This is a genomic window from Flavobacterium sp. LS1R10 (genome assembly GCF_003968825.1).
In the GTDB taxonomy this organism is placed as follows: domain Bacteria; phylum Bacteroidota; class Bacteroidia; order Flavobacteriales; family Flavobacteriaceae; genus Flavobacterium.
Window position 1 is genome coordinate 19407 of record NZ_RYDH01000007.1, and the last position, 24308, is coordinate 43714.

The 24308-nt window shown below is 33.9% G+C and carries 15 protein-coding genes and 1 tRNA gene; 4 read left to right on the forward strand and 12 right to left on the reverse strand.

The window, feature by feature from the left end; genetic code table 11:
* Nucleotides 1-84: 84 nt before the first annotated feature.
* The 3 genes from EKL96_RS12020 (at nucleotide 85) to EKL96_RS12030 (ending at nucleotide 2521) form a co-directional block, all read left to right on the forward strand.
* On the forward strand, nucleotides 85-375 hold the full coding sequence (locus tag EKL96_RS12020; RefSeq protein ID WP_126462714.1) for a helix-turn-helix domain-containing protein: 291 nt from the start codon (nucleotides 85-87) through the stop codon (nucleotides 373-375).
* A 191-nt stretch (nucleotides 376-566) separates the two neighbouring features.
* Entirely contained in the window at nucleotides 567-1814 is a 1248-nt protein-coding gene (locus tag EKL96_RS12025; protein ID WP_126462716.1) for a type II toxin-antitoxin system HipA family toxin, read from the forward strand.
* A gap of 161 nt (nucleotides 1815-1975) precedes the next feature.
* On the forward strand, nucleotides 1976-2521 hold the full coding sequence (locus EKL96_RS12030) for a hypothetical protein (protein ID WP_126462719.1): 546 nt from the start codon (nucleotides 1976-1978) through the stop codon (nucleotides 2519-2521).
* Nucleotides 2522-2868: 347 nt separating this feature from the next.
* On the opposite strand, the gene EKL96_RS12035 is transcribed toward EKL96_RS12030, so the two are convergent.
* The 7 genes from EKL96_RS12035 to EKL96_RS12065 form a co-directional block, all read right to left on the reverse strand.
* On the reverse strand, nucleotides 2869-4596 hold the full coding sequence (locus EKL96_RS12035) for a hypothetical protein (protein WP_126462722.1): 1728 nt from the start codon (nucleotides 4594-4596) through the stop codon (nucleotides 2869-2871).
* A gap of 49 nt (nucleotides 4597-4645) precedes the next feature.
* Nucleotides 4646-5935, reverse strand: a complete 1290-nt coding sequence (locus EKL96_RS12040; RefSeq protein WP_126462724.1) for an MFS transporter — start codon at nucleotides 5933-5935, stop codon at nucleotides 4646-4648.
* On the reverse strand, nucleotides 5935-6993 hold the full coding sequence (locus EKL96_RS12045; RefSeq protein ID WP_126462726.1) for a glycoside hydrolase family 130 protein: 1059 nt from the start codon (nucleotides 6991-6993) through the stop codon (nucleotides 5935-5937). Before EKL96_RS12045 ends, EKL96_RS12040 begins: the two co-directional genes overlap by 1 nt.
* 47 nt (nucleotides 6994-7040) lie before the next feature.
* Nucleotides 7041-8747, reverse strand: coding sequence for a hypothetical protein (locus EKL96_RS12050; RefSeq protein WP_126462729.1), 1707 nt, complete (start codon nucleotides 8745-8747; stop codon nucleotides 7041-7043).
* Between the two features lie 163 nt (nucleotides 8748-8910).
* Entirely contained in the window at nucleotides 8911-10386 is a 1476-nt protein-coding gene (locus EKL96_RS12055; protein WP_126462732.1) for a RagB/SusD family nutrient uptake outer membrane protein, read from the reverse strand.
* A gap of 23 nt (nucleotides 10387-10409) precedes the next feature.
* Nucleotides 10410-13505 (reverse strand): SusC/RagA family TonB-linked outer membrane protein, encoded by a 3096-nt coding sequence (locus EKL96_RS12060; protein ID WP_126462735.1) that lies wholly within the window; start codon nucleotides 13503-13505, stop codon nucleotides 10410-10412.
* Nucleotides 13506-13717: 212 nt separating this feature from the next.
* Nucleotides 13718-17926: a two-component regulator propeller domain-containing protein gene (locus EKL96_RS12065; RefSeq protein ID WP_126462739.1), complete on the reverse strand. Its 4209-nt coding sequence runs from the start codon at nucleotides 17924-17926 to the stop codon at nucleotides 13718-13720.
* A 424-nt stretch (nucleotides 17927-18350) separates the two neighbouring features.
* Here EKL96_RS12065 and EKL96_RS14710 point away from each other — a divergent pair, with 424 nt between their 5' ends.
* Nucleotides 18351-18665, forward strand: coding sequence for a helix-turn-helix domain-containing protein (locus EKL96_RS14710; protein WP_126462742.1), 315 nt, complete (start codon nucleotides 18351-18353; stop codon nucleotides 18663-18665).
* A 603-nt stretch (nucleotides 18666-19268) separates the two neighbouring features.
* Here the strand turns inward: EKL96_RS14710 and EKL96_RS12075 are convergent.
* From EKL96_RS12075 to EKL96_RS12095, 5 genes are all read right to left on the reverse strand, one after another.
* The gene (locus EKL96_RS12075; protein WP_126462745.1) at nucleotides 19269-20516 is read right to left on the reverse strand and encodes a site-specific integrase; all 1248 of its coding nucleotides are present in this window, start codon (nucleotides 20514-20516) and stop codon (nucleotides 19269-19271) included.
* Between the two features lie 270 nt (nucleotides 20517-20786).
* A tRNA-Ser gene (locus EKL96_RS12080) sits at nucleotides 20787-20874 on the reverse strand.
* 167 nt (nucleotides 20875-21041) lie between these two features.
* Nucleotides 21042-22175, reverse strand: a complete 1134-nt coding sequence (ribB, locus tag EKL96_RS12085; protein ID WP_126462748.1) for a 3,4-dihydroxy-2-butanone-4-phosphate synthase — start codon at nucleotides 22173-22175, stop codon at nucleotides 21042-21044.
* Nucleotides 22176-22183: 8 nt separating this feature from the next.
* The gene (locus EKL96_RS12090; RefSeq protein ID WP_126462751.1) at nucleotides 22184-23617 is read right to left on the reverse strand and encodes an LptF/LptG family permease; all 1434 of its coding nucleotides are present in this window, start codon (nucleotides 23615-23617) and stop codon (nucleotides 22184-22186) included.
* 8 nt (nucleotides 23618-23625) lie between these two features.
* Nucleotides 23626-24303 carry a LolA family protein gene (locus EKL96_RS12095; RefSeq protein ID WP_231507367.1) on the reverse strand — a complete coding sequence of 226 codons (678 nt, stop codon included), beginning with the start codon at nucleotides 24301-24303 and terminating at the stop codon, nucleotides 23626-23628.
* Nucleotides 24304-24308: the final 5 nt, after the last annotated feature.

Genomic DNA, 24308 nt, shown 5'->3' on the forward strand with positions numbered 1-24308 from the left:
ATAACAAATAAGAAATAAAAAACAAATGTTTGCTATTTAAAACATAAAGGCTATTTTTGTTCAGAATAACAAACATTTTAAAAAATGGCAACGAAAAAACAGACCGTATTCCCAAAGTATGACAAGATATTGGAGCAAATGGGAGAAAACATAAAAATGGCGCGTAAAAGAAGAAAACTCACTATGATACAGGTCGCGGAGAGAGCCGACATTTCAAGATCCACATTACACCTAATCGAGTTAGGAAACACAAGTGTGGCAATGGGTGCTTATTTCAATGTACTCAGAGTATTAGGCCTTCAGGACGATTTCCTAAAACTAGCTTCAGACGATGAACTCGGAAGAAAACTCCAAGACCTCGAACTTCTAAAATAAAACCACTCTACTTAACTCGCACTAAAATTCCCCTCCTTTGGAGGGGTGCCCAAAGGGCGGGGTGGTAAATTAATAATATAAAATGGCAACTAACAAAACCGACATATACGTTTACGCACATTTGCAATATTTGATTTTAAGAGGAGGACTGCCAGTGGCAGTCTGGTATAATCTCAATTTAACAATATAAGATGTCTATAAAAACTGAAATATACGTATATGCACATTGGAAGGGTTTACCTGAACCCAAGATAATTGGCATCTTATCAGCACAACAAGCTAAAGGCAAAAAAGCATTCAGCTTTGAATACAATAAAGACTGGATAAAATCAGAACAAAAATTCCTGTTAGACCCGGACATTCAATTATATGGTGGACCACAATACCCAAACAAAAAAGAAAACTTCGGAATCTTTTTGGACAGTATGCCCGACACTTGGGGAAGAACACTGATGAAGCGGAGAGCGGCGCAATGGGCAAAAGAAGAAGGAGAAAAAGCACCAACACTCTATGATATTGATTTTCTGTTAGGTGTTTACGATGAAAGTCGTATGGGAGCATTACGCTTCAAAATAAATCCGGAAGGAGATTTCTTAGACAACAACAAAACAGCTTCAACACCGCCTTGGTCATCCATTCGCGAACTACAAAATGCAGCTGCTAATTTTGAAAATGACGATGACAATGATGAGGTAAAAAAATGGCTATCTGTGTTGATGGCACCAGGTTCTTCACTCGGAGGAGCTAGACCAAAAGCCAATATCTTAGACAATGATAAAAGCCTGTGGATTGCCAAATTCCCATCCAAAACCGACACCACAGACAAAGGTGCCTGGGAATTCCTATCCTATAAATTGGCAATAAATGCGGGTATAGAAATGGCACCATGTCGTATCGAAAAAATAATGGGGAACTACCATACATTTTTCACAAAACGCTTCGACAGGGTAAACGGAGAAAGAATACACTTTGCATCCGCAATGACCATGACTGGAAACAATGAAGATACAATCCGGCACAATCCGGCAAGCTATTTAGACATAGCCGAATTTATTAGTAATCATGGAACAAATATAGTAGCTAACTTATACCAATTATGGCGCAGAATAGTATTTAACATAGCTATTTCAAACACAGATGACCATTTAAGAAACCACGGCTTTATCCTGACCAAAGAAGGTTGGATATTGTCACCAGCCTATGACCTAAACCCCTCAATTGAAAAGGATGGTTTGGCTTTAAATATCGATACCGATAATAACGACCTCGATTTCGAATTAGCAAAAAGTGTTGGAGAATATTTCCGCCTAAACAAAGAACAAATGGAAACCATCATACAAGAAGTACTCCAAGCAACAAGCAATTGGAAAAACATTGCTAGTGAAATAGGTATTTCAAGAGGAGAACAAGAATTGATGGTAAAAGCATTTAATTCCTGAACATCATTATGATAGAATCATCTTTCGACAAAATAATTACAACGTTAACCCGTTCGCGCGGAATTGCATTCCGTGCCCATTCCTATTAGCAAATGAACAATTACTCCAAACCAGAACGTTAGCGCTAATATTTCAGAACTTATATCTAAAAAGAAATTCATATGAACAAACAGGAATTTAATGACCTACAAAAAAAATTTGGTGAGGAAACTAAAAAAAGAAAGTTTCAAAAAGTCTTCAATTTCTTTTCAACTCTAATTTCTATTCTAGGAATAACAGTCATTTCGTATTACTTTCTCGAAACTCTTTTTATAAAAAATGACACTCAAAAGTTAAAAATAGAAAATCAAAATATACAACTTCAGGAGCGTATATCTGAGTTAGAGAATAGGCTGAGAACAAAAGATTCAACTATTTCCATTTCGTCACCAAGTGAAGAGCGAATTCAAGATTTGGAAAAGAAGATTGAGACATTGAATAATATTATTATCGAAAATCCTGAGAAGTCATTAACAATTCCACTTTTGAATAAAGATATTGAAAATATCAAAAAAGAAAACGAGTTACAAATTGAATTAATAAAGGATAAAGTTGAAACCGTTGTGGATTTAAATAAGTGGATTTTAGGCTTAATATTTTCGTTACTAATTACAATTGTAATATCAAACTTGGCCAAAAACAAACCGAAGAATAATCTGGAAGAATAAATACTACTACCACTAACAGCTATGCTCCTATGTAAAGCAATTAAAATTATCAACAACTTTTTTAAATTGAGAGATATGTTGGTGTTTCTCGAGTTTAAAATGCCGTAGGCTTAAGATAGAAAAAGTTATTATGATTTTTTCAATAATACCAGCTCTTCGAGGTCTTCTGACCTCGAAGCTATAGTAGTTATTTACTCGCTTTTATAATACAGTTTTAAATCAGCTCTTTGAAGTTTACTTACCTTGAAATATAAATAGTTACAGTTTTTCATAATTAGGTATTCAAATTTTAGTAAAAGTGGTGCCCGTAAAAAGAGCGTCATAATTCAAAACTTCCTATCAAAATTTTATTTTTTTTGTTGAAAATTATAATCTACAACAATTCCGTCAACCAACATCTTAGAACCTTCATACGTAATTGCTCCGCCTGAAGGGACACAAATAATAACTGCAGCACTTTCTGGGGCAATCTTTATTTTGGCCAACGAAGAAACCTTTCGAGCAACAAAACGTCCGGATACTGTATTATATAAATCTACTTTTTTTCCCTGCTCTGTTTGTATAATAACTTTTTTAGTATTGCTATGAGGATTGTAATATAAAAAAGAAGGATAGGCTTTGTCTTTAAAAAAATCGGTAGCCAATAAATTTAATTGTAGAATTCCACTCACATTTGTTGCTCGAATAATACTTCCAAAAATACCCACATGTCCGCTTCCATAAACACTAAATTGAGATTCTTGAGGATTTTCACCCGCTACCCATAGTGGACCATCTCCTTGCGCAACAGGCCCTTTTAAATTTTCATACGCTTTATAACTGGATTGTTGAATGATACCTTCATATCCGATAACTCCTTTAGTAACCTCTGCCAATTGTGGAATCGTTTCATGTTCATCAGGCATGTATTGCGGATAGAAAAATCGAGAAGCATTCGCGGCATTCAACATCCATTTACCAATTGCCGTGGCATACGATTGATTGTAACGAACCATTGGAACCATTGGCCAAGCCATATCATAGGTATTCATCAAAAAACCATATCCTCCGTGATCCACCGTACTTCCCACTGTTCCTGAAATATCAAATCCATTCCAATTGCCTACTAATACGCCCCAACCTTCCCGGCAAATGGCGGTTCCATCGAAAGTCCACTCCAACATCTTAGCAGTGTCGTAATCTTCCCCCTCTTCAGCATTTATTCGGGCGGACAAATAAGCACCAAAAGGCATTAATAATTCATAGGTTGGATTTATAGATTGAGATTGTAGTGCAGATAAGGCACTTTTGGCTCCTTTTAAATATCTTGGATCTCCAAACTTTTTATAAGCAGAATACAATACCCAGGCATGTCCAGCAGCTGCATCGGGTTGGGCACAGATGTTATTATTCATTGGTTTCATTTTACCGTAATCAAAATAAGAATAATTATAATTCCCATTCAATATCGAATCAGCTTTGAAGAATTTTTCAGCAATACTTCTCGCAATAACATCAAAACCAGGCTCGTTCGGATATTGATCATAAACAGCATAAAACAACAGATTTGGATAAATATCATACCACCAGTCTCTCCCATAACCTCCTCCTAACAAAGCAACCTCTGGACTAGTATTATTCATCATAATGTCCCAACCCGTTTCAGTATTAAAATAATTTTTCATCATACTGACATGATTCCGATTCTCTTGATTGCTTTTATCAATACCTACTAAACTAGCACCTAAAGTAGCTCCCATAGTAGCCAACGATTCGTGAAACATTCCTTTATTATTAGAAGGCCCTTGTCTTACATCGCCAACAGCAGTGTACAAACCAACAACATCTTGAGGAAAATTATTTTGGCTCTTGTCAATCCATACCAATGGCCAATATTTACCTTTAGCGTTGAAATCATATACGGTACTGTCAAAACGGACCGCCATTTTCTTATAATCTATTATTTGAAATGGTTTCGGCAAGTTGGGCATTTGATCTACACGAGCAATATTTTTTTGCTTTATTTGTGCTGAACCACTTAGTACGCAAAGGATAAAAAATAGACTTGTCAAAGTGATTTTGAAAATAGTATTCATTATTTGTTTGATTTAATTATAAATAAAAATTTATTTTTTGATTCTGTATTTAAACAATTTTCTCTGCAACTTCCTTCATAACTTTACTATCAATTTCAGGTTCATCTGGAGAAAGTAAATTTCCTTCTGCAATAATTTTTTTGGCGACAAAAATAGAACTCAACTGCAATACCGCTACAATTACAATTGCATATCGTAAGGCAATTTCGGTTGAGATAGTATAGGCCAAAACCAAAAAAGTACCTGCTCCCAAAAAGCGACCTGCAAATAATCCTGCCTCATGATTCAAAATATAAGCAAATTCTCCTCTTTTTTCAATTTTTGAAACAATATCGATTACCTTAAATTGGATTGGAAAATAGGCCAAATCCATCAGCGGTTTTGCAATCAATAATAATAAAATAAAAATAATAACACCCGTTTGATTGAATAATAATCCATTGACCACTGCTCCTAAAGCAAACAAAACGAGTCCTGCTGTAAATATCTTAATTCGGTCTGAAGGTTTTGCAATTCTTCCTATAACATACATAATTACGGCTGCAATTATGGCTCCAATGGATTGTGCTGTACCCAATGCTCCTTCTTTTCCTATCAATAACATGATTAACATGGCGGGGGCTGTTACAAGAAAACCCTGTACCAAACCTTTCAATAAGGATAATGACAACAACTTATACCAGAGTTGGTGAAATTTAAAAAACACATATTTTTTCTGTATTGGATTTTGGAACGTCCCCCTAAAACAAACTATAGAGGCAATGACAGTTACTAAAAACACAATTCCGGTAATGATTAAATAAGCAGTATGAATTTGTGCGGTATCCCCGCTAGATTCAATAAACCAACCTATAGTAATCGGAATGACAACAGCAATAATCGTGTAAAAAAAAGTTTCCAAACCATAATAATAATTTCGGTTTGTATCATTAGTTATGGCCAATGCCAAATAATCTCGGTTAGACCAATAAAAACCAAAAGACAATCCCATAGTAATTCCAGCAAATCCTATTCCTACTAAATCAAGGGTCTTCAAGGACATCATAATCATCATAGAAACACCACTGAGCATCATTCCAGCTGAATATAGTTTTCTAATGTTGAAGTGTTTTAATAAATAACCATTTAGTAAAAAAGTGAGTGGAATCCCTGCATAAATTGTCAGTTGATAAATAACCACCTTAACGGGATCATTGGAACTTCGCATTACATAAGCAGCCACAAAAATATCTATTACTGGTAAAACGATGGCATACACCAGATTTGTAAGTACTAATATTTGAAAATTGTGCGTCTGACTTTTAAAATGACCAATTTCGGTTTTTAGTTTCTGGAACATTAGTTAAATTTTAAAAGTGAATAAATGTCTTTGATCGAAAATTCTGCACCACAAACAAACTCATCGGAAGCACCATAATAAATAGTGATAGTATCTCCGTCTGACTGCACAATATGTCCGTTAGTAAAAACTACGTTTCCAAAAAAACCACTCAATTCATAACTTGTTGTTGGAACCATTATAGGACCTTCTGTTCGTGCAATTACTTTAGTAGGGTCTTCTAAATCCATTAAAAAGGCACCCAAACAATATTGATGCGAGGCGTTAGCCCCATGATAAATAGACAACCAACCTTTTTCTGTTTTTATAGGGGCAGCACCTGCACCCACTCTTTTACTATCCCACAACCCGGCTCTGGTTTTAATAATACACTGGTGATTTCCCCAGTGCAAACCATCAGGAGAGGACGTAATCCAAATATAGTTCCCACCAATATCCACACTGCTTGGACGGTGTAAGGCGTAATACAAACCATTAATTTTCGCATCAAAGATGGCACAATCTTTATTATGCGGAGGCAACATCATTCCATGCGATTCAAAATTTTTCCAATCGGTGGTAGTGCGTAAACCAACGCCAACACCATTTGGAGAAACAGACGTAAAGGTCAAATAATACTTTCCGTCCAATAAAGCGACACGACAATCTTCAATTCCAAAAGTCTCCAACATACCTTCGCCAACCAAAGGAGGATAATTTTCTGGTTCATGAAATTCGATTCCATCCTCACTACATACTAATCGAAGATGCGATAGTGTCGTCAAATAATCAACCCCTTTATAATTAATGACTCTAGCATCACTGGCGTCTAATTCAGGATCATTTGTTGGGATTTCAATAATTTGAATCGCCCCTGTTTCCGTTAGTATTGGAAACGAAATGATATTTTCTTTTTGTTTGGGTCTTTCAGCAACTCTAACCAAAAGCCACGTTTTTCCTTCAAATTGAAATACTCCAGGATTAAGCAAGCAGGTAATTTCTAGACCCTCTCTACTAGGAGGAAGAGCTGCCGGTGATAATAAGGGATTTTGTGTAAAACGTTTTGCGATATCGATCATTTTTTATAGTGTAATTGTGTTTTTAATTTAAATAGTGTACTTCAAAATTAATAATGGTAATCGATGATATTTGTTCCTGCGATAAGTGTTTTATTTTTCATGGATGTTTTTATTTCTGATGGCACTAATATGAGTGTCATAGCTGTATTTGCATTTAATTTGAAATTAAAATTTCCAATAACCTTTCGTCCAATATATTTTTTTGATACACTATCATAAATATTTACGGAACTGTTCCCTACATTAAAGGATACATTTTTTATTTCTTTATAAGGGTTGTAAAACAAAAACGTAGGCAATGCTCTTGAAGAAAAGAAATCGGTTGCATTACAGTTTATTTTCAGAATTCCTTCCACATTTGTCGTGTCAACAATTGAGGCCAACATTCCAACCCAAGCTGATCCATAAGGACACAAATCGGTAGCTGAGGAATATTGTTTCATCTGATCACCCAAAGCATAAGGACCTTCATTTGCCAATACATCTTTATAAACTTCAAAACCATTGCCATGATCTAAATCTTTGCGAAGACCCTCATAGCAAATCACATGGTTTGGATCTCCCTGCCATACGGCACTGGTTTGTCTGTTTTTTGGATGTTCATCGCTATAGAAAAGTCGACTGGAATTTGATAAATTCAAAATCCATTTTCCAATGGTTTTAGAATAAGAAGGATTATATTTTACAATTGGAACCAATGCTGCCGCTTGCGAAAAGGTGTTCATTGCGAAAGCATATTGTTCCTCTTTTTTTTGCCCCACTAAACCATCAACATCATATTGCCCCCATTTTTCAGCCATTACACCCCATCCATTACGGTCGGAGTTTTGCCCGTCAAAACACCAATTCAATAGTTTTATTTCGTCGTATTTTGTTCCTAATTCAGCATTCATTCGTACTGCCATGTATGCACCATAAGGCATCATGATCTCATAATAAGCACCTTCTTTTTCTGGTCGGTTTTGTAAATAATCCATACAGGATTTACTCGCTTGAAGATAGGAAGCATCTCCCCATTTTTTCCAAGCGGTAAATTCAAGCCATGCTAAACCCGCAGCTGCATCTGGCTCATGCCAAACACCGTTATAAACTCCCTTGTTAGTTTTAAAATCGAAAGCAGTGAAATTAAAATCAGGATATTTTTTTTCTTTGGATAATCTATTTATACAGACAATCCACTTATCGGCATTCAATTTCATGATGTCAGCGATTTCCTTTTTTTTAGGATATTGGTCCACGAGCATATTGAACGCCATTCCTGGAAAAATATCATACCAAAAGGTTTCACCTGTTTTTCTGTCAACAGAATTCATAACTAAATTTTCTCCGTTTTTAGTATTATAAAATTGTCGACACATTGATACAAAATCAATTCCGTTGTAATTACTTTTATCAATTCCTACCAATGACGCACCCAAAACAGAACCAATTACGGGTAATGATTCATAGCTAGACTGTTTATTCATATTTCTTGAAGCACCAACATAACTTGGAATCCCGAAAGAACGAATGGGTACATTTACTTTATTATCATCCCACCAAATTAATGGCAGAAGTGGTCCCTTAGCATTAAAATCATATAAAAGCGAATCTTGTTGCGCTGTTACTTTTTTCCAATCCTTCATCTTGTAGGGCGTCGGCATATTAGGCATTGCATCAACCAAACGAATTGAAATTTGTTCTGCGGCTTTTTGTGCATATCCTAATTGAAAAGTCGCCAGAGCAATAAAAAAAACTATTTTGCTTTTTATCATGTTTTTATTTTTTAATGCTGGATTATATTGATTCTCTGATTCCGAATAAAGAGTTATTTCATAATTTGTTTAAAAAAAGAAGCAGTAATTTTTAGTATTTAACTACTACTTCTCAATGGTACTAACTAACTAACTAACTAATTCGCTAACCAAACTTTATTGTCTAATATCCAGGATTTTGTATCAAAAGACCTGCAGAGGCATCAATTTCTGATTGAGGGATTGGATACAACATATGTCGGTCTTGAAAATTTTTCCCATGAGCGGTCATAACTGCTTTCGCAATTCCCCATCTTTTTAAATCCAGCATTCTTTGATTTTCAAACCCGAGTTCGGCTCTTCTTTCTGAAATCAACCAGCCTTTGACAACTGCTTTGTCAGAAGAATTAGCTCTGTCTAATAATGTGCCGCTTGGCGGAACTAAACCAAGTGCATTTACCGTAGTTCTGGCTCTGGCTCTTATTTGGTTAATTATAGCAATCGCCCCAGAATAATCACCCGTTTCGTTAAGCGCCTCTGCTTTCCAAAGTAAAGCATCGGCCATACGCATGTAAATTTTATTATTAGGTGCTTCATCATTGCCTTTATTCGTTCCATCTAAGCTTCCTAACATTTTATTTACATTGCGATTTGTAGTATTTACAGTATATAATTTTCGGGGATCATTAACCTCAAAGGAATTAAGAAAGTCTGTACTGGGAGCAAAGAATCCCCAATCTAATGGTGCACAAATTCCATTTCCTTTTCTGGGAGTCTGCACTCCTTGATGATTAAACGCAAAAATAACCTCCAAATCTGTAAACTCGGTGCTAAAACTATCAAAATAATTAGCATTCAGGCTATATCCAAGCGGAGTCAATTCGTTTACAAGAGTGATTACTTCTGCCCAGTTTTGTGTATACATTGCTGCTTTGGCCTGAAGAGCGATTACGGCTCCCTTTGAGACTCTCCATTTTTCAGTAGTTGAGCTGTATTTTGAATTTGGCAAAAGCCCTTTTGCCAATACTAAATCGGCTTTAATACTGCCCCAGACTAATGCTTTGTCAGCTCGAATGGCATTCGTAAAAGCTTCTTGATAGGTTTGAACAGGAGCCAAAATTAATGGCACGTCACCAAAATTAGTCACCAATGAAAAATAATAATAGGATCTTAAAAAATAAGCTTCTCCCAAGAGTTGATTCTTTCTTTCAGAAGTGATACCCGTAACAGACTCAATGTCAGATCTTGTTAAGAAACCAATAGCAATATTAGTTCTTTTGATTCCTTCATAATCATATTTCCATAATCCGTTTGGTCCGCCATTAGTAGAAGTAAAAGTATAATTATTGATATCATCCATCCAAGGCTGATCTCCGTCAGGATTCCATTTTTTTTCCATATCGTCAGAAGCAATGTCCTGCATTACATAATCATTTTGAAAAACAAGCCCTCCATTCCAATCCCATTGTGCCAAAAGATTTAAACTATTTGAAAGTAAGTAGTAGGATGAGTTTACCGAAAGCTCTACCGAAGTAAGAGTTGGAGTAGTATTTGCCTGCTTCAAAGTTGTTGCTCCTATGGGATCAGTAGTAAGCTCATCTTGGCAGCTAACTGCAAACAATAAGCTCATAAAGATTGATGCTATAAATATTTTTTTCATAATTTAATATTTTAAAAGTTGAATTAAAGTTGAACTTGAAGTCCCAAAATAAATGCTTTTGATTGAGGGTAGGTTCCTTTATCAATCAATGAAGTTGATTCTGGATCTAATCCTGTGTATTTTGTAATTGTGAAAAGGTTTTGACTTGAAGCATAAATACGTAAATTTTTAACTCCAACAACCTTACTATCAAACGTATATCCTATTTCAATATTTTTTAATCTAAGGTAAGAAGCATCTTCAACAAAAACACTGGAAACATTTCCTCCTCCATTATTATTGAAAGTAACTCGTGGTGTTGTATTACTGGTCCCTTCACCATGCCAGCTATCCAGCACCGAAACCATAGAGTTGAATGGACGACTATCGTAATTTAAAATTTGCTTCAAATCGTTGTAACGATCCACTCCTTCTACCCCTTGTAATAAGAATGAAATATCAAAATTTTTGTATTCTCCCGAAAATGAAAAACCATAGGTCATTTTTGGAATAGGATTTCCTATAATAGCTCTATCATCAGCATTAATCTGACCATCTCCATTTAAATCCTTGAACTTAATGTCCCCGGGCTGTGTATTATTTGAGTTTGAAAATAAAGTAGTATTTATTTCAGTATCGTTTTGATAAATGCCGTCAAATACAAGACCATAATAGGAACTAATGGCTTGTCCAACTTCCGTTTTTGTATGGGTCCCATCATCAATAATATTCTTCACATAAGTTTGAAGTTTATTCACCCTATTAGTTAATGTGGCAACATTTGCATTTATATTATATTTAAAAGCATGATCATTATCCTGAAAATTTAAACCAAGTTCAAATCCTTTATTACTTACAGCCCCTGCATTTACAATTGTACTTTCAATTACACCAACAGAAACCGCTGGCAAGTTTACCGATAATAGAATATCAGTTGTGTTTTTTTCAAAGTAATCCGTTGACAATGAAAGTTTATTTTTAAGGATACTCAAATCCAATCCAAAGTTAGTTTGAGTTGTAGTTTCCCATTTAAGATCAGGATTCCCGTATCGAATGATGTTGACTATTCCGCCTGTTGTTGAAACTAGAGTTTCAAAAGCATTATTCGGTATTTCCTGATTGCCTGATTGCCCCCAACTGGCTCTTAATTTTAAGTTAGAAATCCAATCTATTTTAGACATAAAATTTTCTTTTGATACTATCCACCCACCAGAAACAGATGGAAAATAGCCCCATTTATTATTGGCTCCAAATCTGGAAGAGGCATCAGCTCTCATGGTAGCAGTTGCAAAGTATTTGTTATTAAATCCATAAGTACCCGAAGCAAAATAAGATAAAAGAGCCCAATTGCTCGCTGAACCAGAACTATATGGAAAGGCTCTTATTACATTCCCATCGGCATCTAAAACACCTTGACCACCATAATCAAGATATCTGAAAGAGTCAGAAGTGTTATCAAAATTTTGTCTGCTACCGCCTATTGCAGCAGCATCGCTAGTAATGCTTTCCTGACCTAACAATAAATTGACGCTGTGCTTTTCATTAATTGTTTTTACATAGTTTAAAGTGTTCGTAAAAGTGAATGTCATACCTTGACCTCTATTTTCATCTAGTACATTAGGTCTATTATTTCTTCCCAGACCATAATAAGTATTATTGACATCACTGATATTAGCATCTCCAAAATTTTGAGCGAAATTTTTGTTATGGGTAAATTGAATATCAACACCCACATTACTTTTAAATTTTAAAGAATTATCTTTTAAGAAAGCATATTCTCCATATACATTTCCAAATGTTTGAAACGTATTTCTTTTGTCATCTGTAAAATGGACTATAGCAATTGGGTTTGAAGTAAATTCATAATTTTGACTCCATCCATTATCAGGTCCCGTATAGAAAGGTAAATCCGTATATGGATTGCTTGCAGAATAGGTGGGATCATTAATGTCTTTATAAACCCCTAATATTGGCGAACGCAATAAAGCATGGCGAATGATACCCGGTGCATCTCCACTGGAAGATAATTTGTCTTGTTTTGCATGGCTAATCTGGAGATTAGTTCCCACATTAAACCGATCTGAAACATTCGCATTAATATTTGCTCTAAAATTTACACGCTGGTATTTATCATGGTTTTCTACTACAATTCCATCCATTCCAAAATAACCTCCTGAAATTAAGTATTGCAAATTTTCAGAACCTCCACTAATTGAAGCTTGGAAATTTTTTGAAATCCCAGTTGTAAACAATTCATCCTGCCAATTTGTATTGGCTAAATCACTTCTGCTTCTGTCTGCTACATAAGGGCTAATTGCCGAGGAAGAATTCCCTATAGTATTATGCCAAGCCTGATCTTTTACCGTTAAGTATTGATCTGTATTTAACATTTTAGGGAGATTCGTTGCAAAATGAAGTCCCGAGTAATAATCGGCACTAATTGTTGATTTCCCTTTTTGTCCGCTTTTGGTTGTAATAACCACCACTCCTCCAGCAGCTCTTGAACCATAGACTGCTCCTGCGGCGGCATCCTTCAATACCGTCATCGATTTCACATCCGATTGATTAAGAAAAGAAATATCGCGAGTAGAAACGCCGTCAACAACATATAAAACATCGTTATTTCCTAATGTTCCTTCTCCTCTTATTCGAATTTTAATACCATCACCAGGAGCTCCCGTATTTGCAGCTACAAAAACACCAGCTATTTGTCCTTGTAAAGCTTGTGCCACATCGGGTACTTTTGTTTTTGAAAGGCTCTCCATATCTACCATAGAAACGGCACTACTTATGGATGCCTTTTTTTGGCTATTGTACCCAACTATAATTACTTCATTTAAAGAATTCAAGTCTTCTTTTAGGGTAATAATTAAATCTGTTCTTCCTGATACAGGTACTTCTTGGCTTAGATAGCCAAGATAACTAATGACAAGGATAGCGTTAGAATTCACTGTAGAAATGGTAAAACTACCATCAATATCAGTTACCGTTCCTGTTGTTGTTCCTTTAACGATTACATTTACTTGTGGTATGGGACCATTTTTATCTGATACAATCCCTTTTATGGTTTGGGCATACAATGCACTCCCTGATAATATGGTCCAAAGTAAAAACAAAGTATAAACAGTACTTTTTTTCATGATAAGAAAGTATTAAATTGATTATTAACTAGAATATTTTTTTTCATGTTCATAAAAATTAGGTTAATTAAATGCATTAATGGTTTTTTGGTTTATAATTCATAAATCATTTTATAAAATTAGCAGGAGGACACATAGAATTATGTACACTATTTCATCAAAAGTGTACACGAATCAAAAACGCATTGATTTACAGATGTTTAAAATAATAATTAGTACTTAGCTTTGTACTTAAATTGATAGTTTTTTGGAGTGCTATCATACATTTTTTTAAACTCCCTGTAAAAATAGGAACGATTATTAAAACCTGATTGGTAGCATACTTCCGAAACCGTCAATACATTTTTACGCAAAAGTTCTGCAGCATGTTTTAAGCGTATTGTCCGAATTAAATCTCCTGGTGTAAAACCAAAAATCTGTTTTATTTTTCGATATAATTGAGAACTGCTAATACCTAATTCTTTTTCGATGAATAAACTTTGAAGATTCTCATTGTCAATATTTTTTCGAATTAACTCAATTACCTTTTTCACAAAGTCTTTTTCTTCCTTTTCTATGGGAAGATTTGTGAGGTTCTCGATAAGAGTATCCTGAGTAAAATATTTATGTATTTGTTCTTTTTCTTCCAGCAGTTTTTGAATTCGGATTAAAAGATGATCTGGATGAAAGGGTTTTGGAATATAAGAATTAGCACCGCTTTCAATTCCTTCAATTCGTTGTAAAACCGAATCTTTGGCAGTAAGCATGATAAATGGAATATGACAAGTCTTAATTTCTTTTTTTACTTTTTCACAAAGTGCTACGCCATCCATAAAAGGCATCATTATATCGCTAATAATAAGATCCGGAATTTGAATTTCAAGAATATTCAACGCTTCTAAGCCATTATAGGAGACAATAATTCTATACTTTTCTCCTAGTAATTCATTCAAAAAGAGATGAATGTCTTTTTCATCTTCAACAATTAATATTGTTTTACGATGGTCTTCCAGAATTGTAAGAGATGCTATTTTAGGGTTTATAGTATCCGATATCTTAGGATTTTCTTCCAGAATATTTTTGAGATGGTGAGAAATCAAAATAGGGCTTAACTCTGTATCCAATTCTTTTTCACTAAATACTTCTTTGCTGCAAGGTAATAGAATCGTAAAGATTGTTTTTTCATTTGCAATGCTTGAAACAATAATTTCGCCTCTCAAGACGGTAACAAGTTTTTTAATATAAGCGAGCCCAATACCGGTTCTAAACAGATCATTATCGGTTCCTTTATTTGTGTCAGAAAGAAAAAATCGATCAAATAAAGAATCTAATTTTTCTTGCGAAATTCCTTTTCCTGTATTAACTATCGTGATATTTAGTCGTTTTGGATCCCCGTCCTCAATATGAAATTTAAGGTCAATTTTACCATTAACTGGGGTATATTTAAATGCATTTGACATCAGGTTAAACACTATTTTCTCAATTTTATCTTTGTCAAACCAAGCCAACAATTCAGACGGAATATCCAGATGGTAATTAATATTTTTACTGAGCGCCCATTCATCAAATAGTTCCGCAATTTGTTCTACTAAATTCACCAGATCAAACTCTTTTACACTTACTTCTAAATAATCATATTCGGCTTTTCTAAATTCGAGTAATTGCTGTGTTAAGAACAGTAATCTTGAAGTGTTTCTCTGAATCATCTGAATAAACTTCTGATTCTTTTCACTCAAATTTGTCGTTTCAGACAACTTTTGTATGGGACCTACAATCAAGGTCAAAGGCGTTTGAAACTCATGGGCTATATTAGTAAAAAAGGTAAGGCGGTTTTCATGTAGCTCTTCTTCCCGTTTTCTAAAAAGAATATTTTGGCTCAAAGATTGGCGTTTCTTGTAATAACTGAGTACAAACAAGATGAAAAGCACAGCCAATACAGTATAAATTACAAAGGCAAGATTCGATTGCCAGAGAACGGGTTTAATTCGGATGTCAATTGCATGAACCGGATCACTCCAAACACCGTCACTATTAGACCACTTTATCCACAGGGAATAATTCCCTCTGGGAACATTCGTAAAGGAAATAATTCTTCGGTTATTGATTGTATTCCATTCCTTATCAAATTTTTTCAGTTGGTAGGCATATTGGCATTTTTCACTGTTAATATAAGTTAATGCGGCCAACTCAATATCAAAAAAGTTTTGATTATGATCTAAAACAATAGACGGATGTGTATCCGAATCAGGCGAAATAACCAATCCCTGATAATAGGGAACTGCTTGGTTTTGTCCACTAATTTTATCAATTAAAATATCAGGAATTACAGAGGATTCTTTTATATTTTGAGGAAGAAAATAATTAAACCCTTTTATTCCTCCCATAAAAATAAAATCTGATTTTGGATCTTGGTAAAATGCTCCATCAGCAAATTCATTGTTTTGCAAGCCTTCATTTTTAGTGTAATTGATAAACTTTGATTCTTCTAGAACAAAGTTGGACAGTCCAAAATTAGTACTTAACCATAGATTAGATTTCGAATCCGAAACAATCCCATGAATGGTGTTATTTGGGAGACCTTGATTGGTAGTATAACTTTTAAAAATAGCCCTGCCATCGCTTCCTAAATGATCTAAAAGATTTAAACCAAAACTGGTTCCTATCCAAAGCCTATTTTCTCCATCTTTTTTCAAACTCAATATATCATTATTGGATAGGCTTTTTGGATCACCTTTTATGTTTTTGTAAGTTTGAAATTTTTCTGTTATTTTGTCAAAAAGATTCAAACCTCCCAATCGGGTTCCTATCCAAAGTTGGTTCTCCTTCTCGGGTACTATGGAGTAAATAATATTACTGCTTAAAGCATTTTTTTCTTTATTATCAGCTTGGTATATCTTAAACTGACTTACTTTCAGGTTTTCTCCAGAACGCTCAATTTTGCAACGAATCATCCCATAACCATTCGTTCCAAGCCAAATGAATCCTTTTTTATCCTGATAAATGGCATAAACAGATTTGAAATAGTGGCATTGTTCCTTTCCCAGAATTTCTGACCAACTGACTAATTTTGATTTTGCCAAGTCGTAAACAGTAATTCCATTTCCATCGGTTCCTATAAAAACAAGCCCATCTTGTCCTTTGCATAAAGAAAACACCGCATTATTAATAAGGCTATTGTTTTCGTTAAAATTTTTATATTCTAACGTTTTATCCGGATTTTGATAAAAATTAGGAGCCAATCGAAACAGTCCTTTTCCTTTTGTTCCTACCCAAAATGAATTTCCCTTTATTTCTAAAAATGCCCTCACAATACCACCATCCAGTTCAGGAATTTGTGTTTTTGAAATTAGATTGAATGGTTTTTTAAGCGGATACATTTTAAAAATTCCATCCCCATCAGTACCGGTCCAAATCACATTTTCACTCCCTTGAATCAAAGCAGTCACTTTTTGATTCTTGAGATATTTCAACCAGGGTTTAGTGAAGACATTTCCCAAACTATCAATAATACGATAACCCGAATGGCTAGATAAAACAAGACCCTCAGGCACATGACCAATACTGTTTTCTATATTTTGTACTGGAATTTCCTTGTTTTTTTTATCCGACATGGAATGTAATATAACTTTCCCTGAGGTCGGAATAACAACTATTTTCTGATTAGACATTATTTCAAACGTTCTAATATTGACAGAAATCAAGGCTGTTTTTGAAATTATTTTTCCGTTTGCTTTGGCATTCTCAATAGACAAGGAATAAAGTTCTTGATCTTCAAACAATACGATCAAATCGCCCTTAGATGTAAATTCCATTTTTTTAACGGATTTTCTAGGAAGATTTTTAGAACTTAATAATTGAAAAGCCGTACCGTCGAAATAACCAATTCCCCAGTCTTTTACGGCACAAAAGACTTTTTTGGATGGATCAAGTGCCATATTGAATTCTGATTCCGATAATGGAGGGCTATTCTTTCTGGAAAAATAATAACGTTCAAAACGATCCGTTTTTTTGTTATATTGATTAATTCCGTGCATTGTCAAGATCCAGATCCTACCCAAATCATCTTCGTCTACTTTAAGAATGACCTGATTACTAAGGCTATTTTCTTTATTAATTTCGGGTCTGAAAATTTTGAAATTAGTCCCGTCATATCGGTTTAACCCATCCCAAGTCCCAACCCAAAGTAAATTTTCAGAATCTTGAAAAATAGTATTCACAGAGCTATTGGAAAGTCCCTTAGTATTATCAAGTTGCTCTAGAGAATATTTTAAATCACCTCTCCTAGAAGAATCTAGTAAGGACAAATTGATAGTGTCAGTTTTTGATCTTGCTATTAATGGACTAACTTTTTTTGAATCGTCCAAAGATGCTGATTCCTCTTTCTTGTTACAGGCAATAAATCCCATAAAAATAAAACCAACAACTATCTTTCTTATTTTCAATTTGGCAAATCTTTTTTTTAATTTATAATGATAATATTTACTTTAGAATAAAAAGATTTTTTTTGAATATGAGTAGCACAAATATTCAAAAGGGAATATGCTTAAAAACATATATCTAAAATAAAACATACCGAAATCGATATAACTAGGTGTCCAAATGTACACAAAAAAGAAGAAATAGAATAAGATAAACGCTAAAACACATACTATTTAGAAGGGAAACTTTGGATATCCTATTATTAATCTCAGTTTAATCAATTCATCCAAAAGCCTTATGAGTATAATTAATGACAAAAATTTAAATAATATTAAAATGAAGTGAAATTCAAAATTGAAGGTGAAGATGAAAACACAAAAAAATAATAGATTATTTAAGAGGAAAAGATTTTGAAGATGTTCGATTGAGTGGGAATCTAATAAAGGAATGGTGAGGTACTTTCGTAGGCATATTAATATTAAAAAAATAAGAGAACTGAAAAACTTAACACGTGATTTTGTTGCTGCAGAATTAGAAATGAGTACTAGTGGCTATGGAAAAATTGAACGAGGTGAAATTGATTTAACAATTTCGAGAGTTGTTCAAATTGCAGAAGTTTTATCGGTCTCTGTTTTCGATATACTATTTTTTGACGCGGAAATTTTTTTCATAAAAGATAATATTCCAATTGAAGTTAATATTAGCAAGAATTATGTTGAAAGAAAGAAATATACTATCCCGAACATCCGAATAAAATGCTAAAAAAACAGAATTAATTATTTTGACTGCCTTTCTAAATCGGCCACATGTGTATTTTTATATTAAAGCCACTACTTTTTAATCCTCTAAAAAGAGTTTGAACCTGCCACTTTATTTATAATAAACCATTGTTTGTTCGGGTTTATTGAATGAAACAATAATTAAAAACTCCATTTTTCCGTTTCGGTCAATGGTTTTACTCCCTGAAAGATAGCGTTTTCGGATAATGATAAAAATTGCCTGTTTTCAAATTATTGAACAACCAAAAAGCCTTAATCTCTTCCTGTTTTTGGTACGAATAAATTTTGAAATTATTTCTGATTCTGATGTAATACCAAATGTTGTTTTGGTTTAAAAACGCTAACCATTTTCCCCCGACAAACTCTCTATCAGCCAAAAGACAATCTACACTTTCCTTGCCGAACCAATTAGCTAATTCATAAAAACTACATATATTGTAAGTCTGCCATATCATTTCGCAAGAATTGCGCATTCCTGACGTAGCATTATTTCATGATCTGTTTTCTTATAATTTGTTCTGAGGTTATATTTCATGTCTTCGAGTTTTATGCTAATATTTTATTTTTTTTATAAATAATAGAGCTTCTAATTGGTCTTATTGATAATTTTATAATTGTTGCAGTTTAACATTTTGTTCCTTAAAATCATCATATCTTCACTCACTTTTTTATCTAATATTTTAGCGTAGTGTTGCGTCGTTCTTATGTTTTTATGACCAAGCATTTTACTCACACTTTCTATGGGAACGCCATTTGTAAGGGTTACAGTCGTTGCAAAAGTATGTCGAGCAATGTGGAAGGTTAAATCTTTTTTAATGCCGCAAACGTCCGCTATTTCCTTCAAGTAGCTATTCATTTTTTGGTTGCTTAAAACCGGTAATAGTTTATCTTCATTTATGCATTGTGGGTGATTGGCATATTTCAGGATTAATTCTTCCGGAATCGGGAGGAGGGGAATGCGAGAAGCTGTCTCTGTTTTTTGTCGATGGGTGAATATCCATTTCCCGCCATCGATACCCATACTGATGTTTGATACCGTTAAGTTTTTGACATCTATATAAGCCAAGCCAGTAAAGCAGCTGAAAACGAAAATATCTTTTACCTGGTTTAATCTTTCGGTTGCAAATACTTTAGAATAGATGTCCTGAACTTCTTCTTGCGTTAGGTAATCTCTTTCGACTTCACGAATTTTTGATTTATAGTTTGCAAATGGATCCTTATCTATCCATCCATTTGAAATACAGATTTTGATTATTTTCTTGAAGTTCTTAATGTATTTAACTGCCGTGTTGTTGGCGCATTTACGAACACTTCTCAAATAGAATTCATACTCTGTTATGAAAGAATGGTCTATTTTATTGATTTCGATATCGGAAATGTTATATTTCCACTGCAAGAAGTCTTTGGTGTGCTTGAGTGAGGTTTTATATCGCTCTAGTGTTCCTGGTGCGTATTCAAGTCCCAAAAGCTCTTCTACTTTCCGGTTGTGTTCTTCGAATATAGGGACGAGCATATGTTGCTGTTCTTTAATGCCGAGAAGTCTATTTTTAAAAACTTCAATTGTGAGGAGTTCGTTGCTGTGTATTAATTCCATTTGGATGTCGAATATTTTTGATTTCAGTAAATCAAGGTATTCATTTAATGAACGAGCATTCTCGGTATTGCCTTTCATTTTTGACAGCTCAGGTGACCATTTAGTAGAATCTATAAATTTTTTGGTACTGAACTCCATTCGATTTCCATCTACAGTTAATCTTACATAGATAGGAAGTTGACCTGCAGCATTAGCTTTTGTGCTCTTCGCATAGAAGTGTAATGTGATTTTAGTTTTCATAGTGGTAACCTTTTAATTAGTATTCAATTTAGATTTCTAAAGGATATCAAACAAGATGTTTAAATAGTGGACTAGTGATAAACTAGCCATTGAACAGGTTGTTTGAAATTTTCAAGTTGATTTAGCGAGACCCTGATTTTTGAATTATTGTAGGGTCTCGATTTTGCCTCTTAAAAGATGAGATTAGATGAATAATTTGAATATGTCGTAAAAGCAAAAACCCCGTAAATCATAAGATTTACGGGGTTTTGATACCATTTGTTTTTCTACTGGCGGAGAAAGAGGGATTCGAACCCCCGGACCTGTTACAGTCAACAGTTTTCAAGACTGCCGCATTCGACCGCTCTGCCATTTCTCCAGTAAATTGCTTTCATTATCTGATTGCGAGTGCAAATATAAGAATCTTTTTTGGTTATACAAATCTATTTTTTTTAAAAAAAGGTCTATTAGATGTACTTATTTTTAATTGTTTCATTTTCTTTACTTTAGCATTTAATTTATTTGAATAAATAAATTATTGTTTTTTTAATAACTGACGTATTCTGTTATTTCTAGTCCGTAACCTATCATTCCTACTCGTTTTCCTGGCTCTGTATTGGATACTAATCGGATTTTTGAAATATCTATATCATGAAGTATCTGCGCTCCGATTCCAAAGTCTTTACTGTCAATTTTAATTTTTGGGGCTTTTATTTCTCCTTCAGCCTGTAAAATTTTAAGCTCTCCAATACGATTCAATAAATTAACAGATTGCATATCTTGATTGATAAACACAACAGCTCCCTTACCTTGTTCGTTAATCACTTTAAACATGGCATCAAGTTGCTGGTCTGCATTATCAGTCAAAGTTCCTAACAGATCATTATTGACTTGCGAAGAGTGTATTCTTGTTAAAATTGGTTCCCCTAAATTCCAAGTCCCTTTTGTCAATGCAATATGGATTTGTTTGTTGGTCGTTTGTTGGTATGCTCTTAAACGAAAGGTACCAAAACGAGTTTGTATATCAAAATCATCTTTCTTAATAATTAGGCTGTCGTGCTGCATTCTATAAGCCACAAGAGCTTCAATGGAAACTAATTTTAGATCGAATTTCTTAGCTACTTTTACCAATTGAGGCAATCGAGCCATAGTCCCATCTTCGTTCATAATCTCTACAATCACACCTGCAGATTTAAAACCCGCTAATCTGGCAAAATCAATTGCGGCTTCCGTATGACCAGTTCTTCTTAGTACGCCTCCTTGTTTGGCAATCAATGGGAAGATGTGCCCGGGTCTTGCTAAATCATGTGGTTTGGTATCAGAATTGGCTAAAGATAAAACTGTTTTTGCTCTATCTGCTGCTGATATTCCAGTGGTCACTCCGTTTCCTCTTAAATCAACCGAAACAGTGAAAGCAGTTTCCATTGGGTCGGTATTATTGCTTACCATTACATGTAGGCCTAGCTCCTTACAGCGGCTTTCTGTTAATGGTGCGCAAATGAGTCCTCGGCCGTGTGTGGCCATGAAATTAATCATTTCGGGTGTTACTTTCTCGGCTGCTGCTAAAAAATCACCTTCATTTTCACGATCTTCATCATCAACTACGATAATAATTTTTCCTTGACGAATAGCTTCTATCCCTTCTTCAATTGTGTTGAGTTGTATATTATTTGTAGTCATTTGTACTGTTAATTTTGTGATGGAAATATTTTTTTTAATATTTTTTGAAATGGAGCCAGAATAACATCCACATTTATCAATCCAATATCATTTGTAGCTCTATAAGTTAGTATAATTGCTAAAGGGGATAATAGTATCGAGGACAACCAGGCACCTAAAAAAGGTGACATTTCATTTTCCTGAGCAATTCTTTTGCCAAAAGAGTTTATGAAGTGAAAGGTTATGAAAATTAAAATTGCAAAAACTATAGGTAGTCCCAATCCTCCTTTTCTAATAATTGCTCCCAAAGGGGCACCTATAAAAAACATTAGAAAACATGCAAATACAATTACAAACTTATCATAAAAAGCAAGTAAGTGTTTATTGATATTTTTTTGTTTATTTTCTAATTCGGTTTTAGAGGTATCAATTGAATACACGGTACTACTAATAGTACTTGTCGCTATTCTTAAAATTTCTATTTGTTGCTCTTTAGTGTACAAGGATAAAATATCTTCAGGAAAGGAGTTTTCTATTTTGAACTCCTTTCGTTTAGTATTGCCAGGAATCCGTATTCGTGCATTGCTATTTTCCGAAAATGAAATAATATCATTTTTTAAATTTTTATTTAACGAATCCAATGTATAGCTTAATTCATTGACAGTAAGCATAGTATTAGTATTCGCAACGCTTTCGTCATTGACATCTACATTATTAAGTTCTGATAAATCAATGTTGATAATATGTTTTTTAAACGAACTTTTGATAAAAGGCATTTTACTGCGATCCTCATATTTTTCTGGAACTATGTCTTCGTAGTAAAAGCCATCATTTAACACTAATTGTAAAATGCTAGATTGTTCACTACTTATTAATTCGCCATCTCGGGCTTTAATAACTGTTTTACTCCCGTCACCAACGTTTGATTTTTTATGAATAGTCACACCTGTAAGGATGTTTCCGTTGTCACCTGTTTTTTTATTTACCTTAATGTTATAAAAACCAACATCACTAAATTGTCCTTCAGCTATTGCCAAGGCTGGTTTTACTTGTGCAATATTTTTTCTGAAATTGATAAATTTATACTCCGCATAAGGAATCACATTATTAGAAAACAGAAAAGCTACTATACTTAATAAAATTATAAATACCGTTAAGCTTCTCATGGCTCTTTGCAAAGAAATTCCAGAAGATTTCATTGCCGCAAATTCATAATTTTCTGCTAAATTACCAAATGTCATTATGGAAGACAGTAATATCGAAAGGGGAAGTACTAAAGGCACAATCCTAGGCATTGAAAATGCTAGGAATTTTATGATCATGAGTAAATCTAAATCCTTTCCTGCTAATTCAGCTATGAATAACCAAACGGTTTGAAGTATAAATATAAAAAAAAGAATTACAAATACTGTGGTAAATGTAGTCAGGAATGTTTTTAATAAGTATTTGTCGAGAATTTTCACCTAATAAATTAATCTAATTTGTTGATGTAGTAATTTGGATATTTACTGCTTGCAAATGTAAATTGATTTTTTGACAAAGGTTGGTTGGTTTTGAAAGAATTAACCGTTAATGTTGTTTTTGTCCCTTTTTTTCCTATTTCAATCAAATTGTAGATGTGTTTCGTTTGTACATCAATTCCTAATAACACCTCTTTTCTTTGGTCTTTAGAGTTAAACGGAATCAACTTTATATACTGAATTTTTCTACCTCTGACATTTTGTAAAACATCCATATTGTACTTATAACCAGTATTGAAAAACGTTAACATTTTAGAAGGTGTAATTGCATTGTCATCTTTATCATTGACCGTTGAAATTGTAATCTCCTCATCTTCAGGAACAATAGTATAGGCTTTTTTTCCGTCATAAATTTTAGTTACTCCCATGAAATTTAAAACGTATTGATTGCCTTTCATGGTAACATTTCCTTTACTTTCCTGATTAATGTTTTCTTTTGTATTATTCAAAGAATACTTAAAATCAATTATTATAGTATTGTAGCTTTTGACTTTTGCAGTAACTTGGTCTAAAAGATTTTTTGCTTTTTTATCCTGAGCTTGTATCGAAAAACTAAAAAGTAATAAAGTGGTAATAAAAATAAGTCTTTTGCTCAAGTTCTTTAGATTGCTTTTTTTGAATGGCTTCATTTGTT